General features: G+C 46.6%; 5 protein-coding genes. 4 read left to right on the forward strand and 1 reads right to left on the reverse strand.

The annotated features are described in order from the left end of the window. The first annotated feature begins 34 nt into the window (after nucleotides 1–34). From F7D20_RS04385 to F7D20_RS04395, 3 genes are all read left to right on the forward strand, one after another. Entirely contained in the window at nucleotides 35–1,246 is a 1,212-nt protein-coding gene (locus tag F7D20_RS04385; RefSeq protein WP_158462998.1) for an aminopeptidase C, read from the forward strand. Between the two features lie 134 nt (nucleotides 1,247–1,380). Next, a complete protein-coding gene (recJ, locus tag F7D20_RS04390) occupies nucleotides 1,381–3,102 on the forward strand; it encodes a single-stranded-DNA-specific exonuclease RecJ (protein ID WP_022252617.1) in 1,722 nt (573 codons plus the stop codon). A gap of 31 nt (nucleotides 3,103–3,133) precedes the next feature. Further along, entirely contained in the window at nucleotides 3,134–5,047 is a 1,914-nt protein-coding gene (locus tag F7D20_RS04395; RefSeq protein WP_158462999.1) for a RecQ family ATP-dependent DNA helicase, read from the forward strand. Between the two features lie 165 nt (nucleotides 5,048–5,212). On the opposite strand, the gene F7D20_RS04400 is transcribed toward F7D20_RS04395, so the two are convergent. Continuing rightward, entirely contained in the window at nucleotides 5,213–6,139 is a 927-nt protein-coding gene (locus F7D20_RS04400) for a tyrosine-type recombinase/integrase (RefSeq protein WP_158463000.1), read from the reverse strand. 125 nt (nucleotides 6,140–6,264) lie between these two features. Between F7D20_RS04400 and F7D20_RS04405 the strand changes: the two genes are divergently transcribed. Beyond that, nucleotides 6,265–6,697, forward strand: a 433-nt coding sequence (locus tag F7D20_RS04405) for a restriction endonuclease subunit S (protein WP_367383908.1), incomplete at its 3' end; no start/stop codon positions are given.

The following is a 6,697-nucleotide window of genomic DNA, read 5'->3' on the forward strand; positions in this document are numbered from 1 at the left end:
CAACATTATTAATAATTTAAAAAGAGAAAAGTTAATGAAGAAGACATTGATTGTTGCTGCCATGATGGCTTTGGTTGCCACAGGTGCAAGCGCAAAGACAGCGAAGGACTCAGCTGCCATCGCTAAGAACAAGCCTGTATTTACAGTGGTAAAGCAGAACCCTATTACAAGCATCAAGGATCAGAACCGTAGCGGTACGTGCTGGGCATACTCTACCCTCAGTTTCTTTGAGAGCGAGATTCTGAAAAAGACTGGCAAGACATACGACCTCAGCGAGATGTACGTAGCCAACAAGACTTATATGGATCGTGCCACTATGGCAGTCCGTATGCATGGAGACGTTAGTTTCTCACAGGGTGGCAGCGCCTACGATGTACTCTATGCTTTGCAGCACTATGGCATCGTTCCTGAGAACGCCATGCCTGCACCAGGCACTTTGACTGGTGACTCACTTGCCAACTTCGGTGAGTTCTTCGACGTCATGACTCCTTACGTAGAGGCTGTAGCCAAGAGCAAGGCCAAGAAGATTTCTACTGCATGGAAGAGCGGCTTGCAGGGCATCATCGACTCTTATATCGGCGAAACTCCTGAGAAGTTCACATACGAAGGCAAGCAGTACACTCCTGAGACTTTCTGCAAGAGCCTCGGCATCAATCTTGACGATTATGTTTCCATCACCAGCTATACTCACCACCCAATGTGGAGCAAGTTTGCTGTTGAGGTACAGGACAACTGGCGCTGGCCTTTGAGCTACAACGTGCCTATGGAAGACCTCTGCAAGATCATCGACAACGCCGTTAATAATGGTTACACTGTAGCATGGGGTGGCGACGTGACCGAAGATGGTTTCACACGCAAGGGCTTAGGTATCGCCTACGATGTTAAGAAGGTACGCTCTATGGCTGGCACCGATGCCGACCACTGGTTCAAGCTCTCAAAGAGCGAGAAGAACGAAAAGCTCGACTCACTCGGCGTGAATGCTCCTGAAATCGTTCCTACACAGAAGATGCGTCAGGATGCTTTCGACAACTGGGAGACTACCGACGACCACGGCATGCACATCTATGGCATCGCCAAGGATCAGAACGGTAAAGAGTACTATATGGTAAAGAACTCTTGGGGCGAGTATGGCGACTACAAGGGAACCTGGTACATGACCAAGGCTTTCGTAGCTTACAAGACCATGGATTTCATGGTTAACAAGAATGCCATTCCTAAGGATATCCGCAAAAAGCTCGGCATCTAAAAACAATCAATAAACATACCGTAAGGGGCTGCAAAAATACTTTGCAGCCCCTTATTTTATTATTTTCATCTAAAACATTTCTTATTGTCATAATATTTTCGTAACTTTACAGCCAGAAAATAAAAAACAATAAAATGCATTTTAAATGGAATTATGAAGCACCGACACCAGAACAGCAAAAAACGGCTAAAGAATTAGGCGACAAGCTCAATGTCAGCCCTATCCTTGGTCAGCTTCTTATCCAGCGAGGCATCACCACAGAATCGGCTGCAAAGAGATTCTTCAGACCACAGCTGGCCGACCTCATCAATCCCTTCCTGATGAAGGATATGGATGTGGCTGTCGACCGACTGAATGATGCCATGGGACGGAAGGAACGCATCTTGGTCTATGGAGACTACGATGTAGACGGATGCACGGCTGTTGCCTTGGTATACAAGTTTCTGCAGCAGTTCTATTCCAATATAGAATACTACATACCCGATCGGTACGACGAGGGGTATGGAGTAAGCAAGAAGGGAATAGACTATGCCCACGAAACAGGTGTCAAACTGATTATTATCCTCGACTGCGGCATCAAGGCAGTCAAGGAAATAGAGTATGCCAAGACTCTTGGCATCGATTTCATTATCTGTGATCACCACGTGCCCGACGAGGTGATGCCACCGGCCGTGGCCATACTTAACCCCAAGCAACCAGACGACCCTTTCCCATTCAAGCATCTTTGTGGATGTGGCGTAGGCTTCAAATTCATGCAGGCTTTTGCCAAGGACAATGGAATACCTTTCTCACGACTCATTCCCCTGCTCGATTTCTGTGCCGTCAGCATTGCTGCCGACATCGTACCGGTAGTAGACGAGAACCGCATCCTGGCTTTCCATGGTCTGAAGCTACTCAACTCCAATCCCAGCATAGGCCTGAAATCTATCATCGATATCTGCGGACTCAATGGACGTGAAATATCCATGAGCGATATCGTCTTCAAGATAGGACCACGCATCAATGCCTCCGGACGAATGGAAAACGGAAAACTGAGTGTTGACCTCTTGGTGGAGCGCGATTTTGCCACAGCCCTGCGCATGGCAAAACATATCAATGAATACAACGAACAGCGCAAGGACATCGACAAGCAGATGACCGAAGAAGCCAACGGCATCGTGTCGAGACTGGAAAGCCAGAAGCACAACTCCAGCATCGTCCTCTACGACGAAGGATGGAAGAAAGGCGTGATAGGCATCGTGGCATCACGACTGACCGAAATCTATTTCCGCCCCACCGTGGTACTCACAAAAGAAGGCGACATGGCTACCGGCTCTGCCCGCAGTGTGACAGGATTTGACGTTTACTCTGCCATCAAGAGCTGCCGCGACCTGTTGGTCAACTTTGGCGGACATACCTATGCTGCCGGACTCACCCTGAAATGGGAACATGTCAAGGAGTTCAGAAACCGTTTCCAGAAATATGTGGAAGAACACATCTCGCCCGAACAAACCGAGGCTATCCTGAACATAGACGCTGTCGTCGACTTTAAGGATATCACCAAGCACCTCCACAACGACCTGAAGCGCTTCTCACCCTTTGGTCCTTGCAACCAGAAGCCAGTATTCTGCACCCACCGAGTGTACGACTATGGCACAAGCAAGGTGGTGGGACGCGAGCAGGAACACATCAAGTTGGAACTGGTAGACTCCAAGTCGAGCAATGTGGTCAATGGAATTGCCTTTGGACAGAGTGCGTCTGCCCGATACATCAAGAGCAAGCGCAGTTTCGACATAGCATATACCATTGAGGAGAATGTCTTCAAGAAAAATCAGGTACAACTGCAGATAGAAGACATACGACCCAATGAAAACTGAATAGACACAAGATCTCATACCCTATCAACCCATGGATAAATTTCAGGAGATATTACATACTTACTGGGGATTTTCCGACTTCCGTGGCATACAGCGCGATATCATCGAAAGCATTGCCGCCGGAAAGGATACTTTGGGTTTGATGCCTACGGGTGGAGGAAAGTCTATCACGTTTCAGGTTCCTGCACTTGCACAGGAGGGTGTGTGCATCGTCATCACACCTCTGATAGCCTTGATGAAAGACCAGGTACAGCACCTCAAGGAGCGCGGCATACAGGCTGCAGCCATCCATGCCGACAAATCGAGAAGCGAGGTGATACAGATTCTCGAAAACTGTATCTTTGGTGGTATCAAGATTCTGTATGTATCACCCGAACGACTCGCCTCCGAGATTTTCCAAACCAAACTGCACCATATACCGGTGAGTTTCATCACTGTAGATGAAGCCCATTGTATCAGCCAGTGGGGCTACGATTTCCGTCCTTCCTACCTGAATATTGCCAGCATCAGGGATATGAAACCCAACACCCCTATCCTTGCCCTTACCGCTACGGCTACACCAGACGTTGTCAACGACATACAGGAAAAACTGCATTTCGAGAAGAAGAATGTGTTCAAAATGAGTTTTGAGCGCAAGAACCTGGCATATATCGTACGCACCATAGGCGACAAGATCAACGAGATGGTGCACATCCTGAGATGCACAGAAGGCTCTGCCATCGTCTATGCCAGAAGCCGGAAACGTACCAAGGAGATTGCCACCCTGCTCAACCAGAATGGCATCAAGAGCACCTTCTATCATGCAGGACTCCTGCCATCTGCAAAAGATGAGCGCCAAAAAGCCTGGCAACAGGACGAGGTGAGAGTCATCGTGGCTACCAATGCCTTCGGTATGGGTATCGACAAACCTGATGTAAGGATGGTTATCCATATCGACTGTCCCGACTCATTGGAAGCATATTTCCAGGAGGCTGGACGCGCTGGCCGAGACGGCAACAAGGCTTATGCCGTATTGCTCTACGACCCCAGCGATGAGCGAAAGCTCAGGAAACGCATCGACGACACATTCCCGCCAAAAGATCTGATCAGGGATGTTTACGAGCATCTGGCATACTTCTTCCAGATAGGCGTTGGCAGCGGAAAAGGAAAGACATTCGAGTTCAATATAGAAAAGTTCAGCTATATCTACAAGTTTTTTCCTGTCAGGGTGGACTCTGCACTCAGAATTCTGGAACGTAGTGGCTACATACACTACGAGGACAATCCCGACGGAAAGGCACGTCTCATGTTCTGCCTGAACAGAAACGATCTGTATTTGCTCGACAACCTCTCTCCCAAAGAGGAGGCCATTGTGACGGCTCTGCTGCGTACCTACGGCGGACTGTTCACCGACTTCGTATATATCGATGAGAGCCTGATAGCCCATCAGGCTGATACCAGCACAGAACAGGTATATGTCGTTCTCAAGAACTTCGCAGCACGCCATATCGTCAAGTTCGTGCCAAGGCGCAAGACTCCTTATATCACATACACCAGAGACAGAATAGATGGCGAGAAGGTTCTCATACCACAAGAAGTATGGGAACAGAGACGCGAGCAATACATACGGCGAATAGAAGGAATCCTGCACTATGCACAGGAAGATTACATCTGCCGTTCCAGACAGTTGCTGGCATACTTTGGCGAGGCAAGCCGCGAGGACTGCCACCAGTGTGATGTCTGCCTGGAACAATACACCAGCAACAAAACAAGAAAACAGGAATTCGAGAAAGCCAAGCAGGCCATACGTCAGCTGCTTGGCGACCACAAACCACACTTCATCACCGAACTGCGCAACATCCTGCTTCCTTCCGAGTACGTGGATGAAGCATTGGAATACTTAGTGGGTGAAAATCAAATCCATATCGATGGATCGTATATCTCTTCTGACATAGCAAATTGCTGAGCAACTTTTTGTTGCTCAGGTACTTATAAAGAAAAACATAAAATCAAAGTGTTGCATTTCGATTGTCTATCTTGTCGCATCATACATAGACAAGTAAGCTGAGGATGGGGTGATGTGGAGTCACCTCATCCTTTTGTCTTTTATAACCTATGCTACTTTTCTTCCCTATTTTCCAAGAGACTTGAACATCCTGGTGATGCACTTTTTCTTCTGTTCCATGTTTGGGTGAACATAGAGATTAAGGGTTGTTGTGATGTTGGCATGACCGAGAAGCACGCTTACGGTCTTGTAGTCGCAGTTGCTTTCAATGCAGCGTGTGGCAAAGCTGTGGCGCAGTCCGTGATACTTTAGTCGAGGAATGTCAAGATGCGCCATCAACCGATGGTAATAGTTGCGGTAGGTACGAGGCTCAGTCGGTTTTTCCTCATTGGTCAGTACATAGAAGCCTGTGTTTACCACCTTTTTCAGAGGTTTTACCATAGCCAACAGTTCCTTGTTCATCGGTATCTCACGGCATGAGTTCTTGGTCTTGGGTGTGTTGATGACCAACTCCGTGTGCTTGTGTTCGCCCTCCACAATGTAGATGCGTTCTATGGTGCGGTTCACGGTAATTGTGCCGTTGTCGGTGTTGATGTCCGACCATTTCAAACCACAAATCTCTCCGATACGCAAGCCAGTGGTCAGACTGATATAGATACCGAGGTTGCGGAAAGTGAAGTTCTGTTTGATGAAATCAAGGATCTTTTTATGGTGTGCCACCGTCAGCACCTCAATCTCCTTGTTGGTCTCTGTCGTAGGGTACTTGATGTCCCACTCGCAATAGTTCATCCACTCGTTCTTTACTCCGAACTTCATCACCATTTTCAGGACAATCAGAATGTCCTTCACCGTTTTGATGCTGAGTCCGCCATTGAGTTTCTGCAAAACGAACTCCTGCACAAGTTTCTCACTCAGAGCCTCACAATCGCCAAATGATGGCAGAATGTGGTTCTCTAAAATTAACACATAAGCAGCGTATGTAGACTGCTTAACGTAGCGTTGCTTGTCTGTTTTCCAAGCCAACGCAATTTCTCTAATTGTTTTTGTTGTCATTGTAATCCTTAATTTTGAAGGTGTATATATATAATTAGAGAAAAAAGAACTCTGATGTCCCAAATCTCAGATTCCCTGAGTTTCAGGGGGAGTGGATAACGTATAAGATTAAAGATGTTCTAAGTATCGGCAATGGACGTGATTATAAGCATTTGAACAATGGAGGAATTCCGGTTTTTGGAACTGGAGGTTACATGACATCTGTAGACGAATGTCTATATGATGGAGAAACGACATTTATAGGTAGAAAGGGTAGTATAAACAAACCATTTTACTACAATGGCAAATTTTGGACAGTTGACACACTTTTCTATACGCATAGTTTTAATGGCATTACACCGAAATTTACATATTGCCTATTTCAAACTATAAATTGGTTGAAATACAATGAAGCATCAGGAGTACCAAGCCTTTCAAAAGATACAATAGAAAAAATAAAAATCAATATCCCTAAGCTTGAAGAACAGAATAAAATTGCTAAACTAATGTTCGCATTAGACGAACGCATAGCAACCCAAAACAAAATCATTGACAAGTTGCAGTCCTTAATTAAGGGAA

Origin of the sequence: Segatella copri (assembly GCF_009495355.1) — a bacterium.
Taxonomy (GTDB): Bacteria; Bacteroidota; Bacteroidia; order Bacteroidales; family Bacteroidaceae; genus Prevotella.